This is a genomic window from Chamaesiphon sp. OTE_8_metabat_110, from assembly GCF_031382685.1.
Taxonomy (GTDB): domain Bacteria; phylum Cyanobacteriota; class Cyanobacteriia; order Cyanobacteriales; family Chamaesiphonaceae; genus Chamaesiphon.
Window position 1 is genome coordinate 1 of sequence record NZ_JANMZA010000209.1, and the last position, 3,130, is coordinate 3,130.

3 protein-coding genes and 1 pseudogene are annotated in these 3,130 nt (G+C 44.5%); 2 read left to right on the forward strand and 2 right to left on the reverse strand.

Features of this window, described 5'->3' with window-relative positions; translation table 11 throughout:
• Positions 1–29: 29 nt before the first annotated feature.
• Positions 30–644 (forward strand): class I SAM-dependent methyltransferase, encoded by a 615-nt coding sequence (locus RMO52_RS07825; protein WP_396134917.1) that lies wholly within the window; start codon positions 30–32, stop codon positions 642–644.
• Here the strand turns inward: RMO52_RS07825 and RMO52_RS07830 are convergent.
• Together RMO52_RS07830 and RMO52_RS07835 are read right to left on the reverse strand one after the other, a co-directional pair.
• The gene (locus RMO52_RS07830) at positions 637–1,257 is read right to left on the reverse strand and encodes a class I SAM-dependent methyltransferase (protein ID WP_310412623.1); all 621 of its coding nucleotides are present in this window, start codon (positions 1,255–1,257) and stop codon (positions 637–639) included. The genes RMO52_RS07825 and RMO52_RS07830 overlap by 8 nt on opposite strands.
• A 177-nt stretch (positions 1,258–1,434) precedes the next feature.
• A complete protein-coding gene (locus tag RMO52_RS07835) occupies positions 1,435–2,586 on the reverse strand; it encodes an MFS transporter (RefSeq protein WP_310412626.1) in 1,152 nt (383 codons plus the stop codon).
• 123 nt (positions 2,587–2,709) lie between these two features.
• Here RMO52_RS07835 and RMO52_RS07840 point away from each other — a divergent pair.
• Positions 2,710–2,850: pseudogene (locus RMO52_RS07840) on the forward strand (oxidoreductase); the annotation flags it as partial.
• Positions 2,851–3,130 lie beyond the last annotated feature (280 nt).

Consider the following 3,130-nt stretch of genomic DNA (forward strand, 5'->3'; position numbering starts at 1 on the left):
GGGCAATTGTCAATAAACTCTTTATTATTATGAATATTTATTCCCGACTAATTTTTCCCACTTTAATCGACCGAGTAATGTCTGGGGAGGATTTTGCCAACTATCGGCAGATAGTCCTCGCCGATGCAGTAGGATCGGTACTCGAAATTGGTTTTGGAACTGGTTTAAATTTAGCGTATTACCCGCAAAGCCGAGTAGAGAAAATTACCACTGTTGATGTCAATCCAGGGATGAATAAACTCGCGCAAAAGCGGATAGCAGCTAGTTCAATCGAGGTAGATTATCAGGTGCTAAATGGAGAAAAATTATCGATGGCAGATGATACATTCGATACGGTAGTTAGTACTTGGACACTGTGCAGTATCAAACAGGTAGAAACAGCGATCGCTGAAATTCACCGCGTACTGAAACCAGGTGGTAAATTCCTATTTATCGAACACGGATTGAGCAATGAGCCAAATATTCAAACTTGGCAACATCGAATCACTCCGATTCAGAAAGTAATCGGTGATGGCTGTCATCTCGATCGCCCGATTCGTCTACTAATTGCTAAACAGTTTAATAATTTAGATGTTCGGGAATTTTACAGCCCTAACACACCTAAAATTGGCGGATATTTTTATCAAGGAGTTGCAATTAAGTAATGGTAATCAAGAAGTGGCAATATAGAAATTGTTGAGTCGTATCAAATGGCGTTTTGTGTAATTCCATACTAGCCTCTAATAACTGGAATCGATCGCCAAATTCTGCTTGTAGCGATCCGGCATCATAACGCACAATTTCCAATCCACTGCACTTTTCTGGCCCATCTAAACCAAAAGTCGCAATAATTACATGACCACCAGGATTAACTGCATCCAAAACTTGTCGAACATAGGCTACTCGTTGTGCTGGTAGGGTGAGAAAATGAAATACCGCTCGATCGTGCCAAACATCATACTGTTGCGATGGTAGATCTGCTGTTACAATATCGGCAACTATCCAGTTGATTCGCTCTGCTACTGTGCCCAATCGTTGTCTAGTAGTATCTATCGCTGCTTGCGAAATATCCAAAACATTTAGGTGCTGGTATCCTCTCTCGATTAAGTCATCAACTAATGTTGCTTCACCACCACCAATATCAATTATTGCAGCATTAAGATCTGGGGCAGCACGTTCGATTAGTGCTAGGGACTTGTCGAGGTGCGCTCGATACCAACTTACCTCATTGGCAGCTTTTGCTTGGTAAACTGTCTCCCAATGCGTTTTTGAATCCATGATAATTTAGATCGATAAAAGTTATTTAAAATTTCAAGGTAGAGGTGGAGAAAATAATGGTGTAAAGATCGATTTGTACCGAAATGATTAGTAGGTTATCTAAATAGTAGCAAGTCCTGAGTCGCCGTGACATAAATTTAAGTCAGGGGGCATCCAAAACTACCGATCGAGATCGCACTATTGGTGCGTGACGGGATGAAAGTGTAGGTGATGGTGAGGGCTTTGGGTAGTTAAAGTGGGTGAATGTATGTGTGAATGTTGTTCGTCATCGTGAAGATGCTCGTGTTCGTGCCACAGTCCACCTTGTAGATCGGTGAGTTTCCAAGGCTTGAAAGCTAGATACACCAAGACTAATAATCCAGCACCGATTAAGCTAGTGTAGAAAAAATTATGCGTTGGCGAATTACTACCCAGCCACCCCGCTAGTGGATAAGCTAACGCCCACCAAAGATGACTCCAGGCAAAATGGGCACCATAAACCCGTCCCTGCACTTCAACTGCAACTCGATTAGCAATTAAAGTCTGAGTGGGCACATTTACTAGCGTTTGTCCGACTCCGGCGATCGCCCACAGTAATAATAATCCGCCCAGATTCACGAGAATTTCGGCACCCGCGATCGCCGCCACGAATTGTAGTACTAGTGCATAGCGAATCGGCGGATCGAGGAACAGACAAACCGTGCCCAGCCGAATATCTTCTAACGTTCTGTTAACAGTTCTCGCTGTCTGTTGATGCTGATTCACCATCAGTTGCCCTGGCAGTGTCACAATCAGGATTGTGGCGATTAAAAAGGTGATGCCGTCGAGAAAAAAGACTTGTCTGGTACCCACAAATGCCGCGATACTGCCAGCTAAACCAGGCCCTAACACGCCCAAAAGCTGATAAGTTGCACTAGATAAGGCGATCGCCCCAGCTCGTTCTGCTTCGGTCGTTACCAGTGGAATAGTTGCCGTATAAGTCGGTGCAAAGAAGGCATAAAATACATTTAGCGACAGCACGATCGCATAAATTTGCCAAACCTGAGTGACAAACGGCAACAGACAGACGATCGCCATTCGTGCCAAGTGAGTTGTCACCATTAATCGTTTGCGATCGACTCGATCCGCGATCGCACCAGCAATCGGCGACAATACGACAAACGCCGTCACCCGAAGCGTCAGTGCCCCAGCCAAAACCGTTCCCGCCTGCGCTCCTGCTAACTCAAACGCCAACAATGCTAACCCTACCCAAGTCAGCGCGTCGCCTACGAGATTGATGGTTTGAGCCAGATACAATCTAGCAAAGATCGGATTGTTCAATCCTTGCAGCCAGTAAGGAAGTTGTTTCATCTGCTTTTTGTTGTTGATTTTACGGTTGTACGCGATTACTCAATCCAGAAGTCGATCGAGTTGCACAACTGGTGGCAATCCTCCGTCGTGTCAAATGTCAAATAACTTATGCTAAACTCCAGATCAAAAGGCTTTTTGAAAGAACTCCGCAAAACTGCACTCAAACCAGAGGCGATTGCCAGAGCGGTCTTATTCGCTGTATCGCAGCCTGATGATGTCGATGTCAATGAGATCGTCGTCCGTCCGACAGCCAGTACATTTTAGGTATCGAACAAAGGTGTTTTATCTGAAGATTGTCTAAGAGATAGGCTCCGCTACTGCCACCGATCTTATTTTAATTAGGAAAGAATCTAAATGAGTCTCAATATCTACCGCACCCTCGGTCGCTCTGGAAGGATCTTTGCGTCGCCTCAATACCGACTATGTAGACCTGTATTGGGGGTGTAATCAGGATGACTGTAAAATAGTGCCACCGATCTCTAAAACTATCTCTAGAAATGAGTTTCAGCGATCGGTGACTAAAACAAATTTTGACCCTAATTTG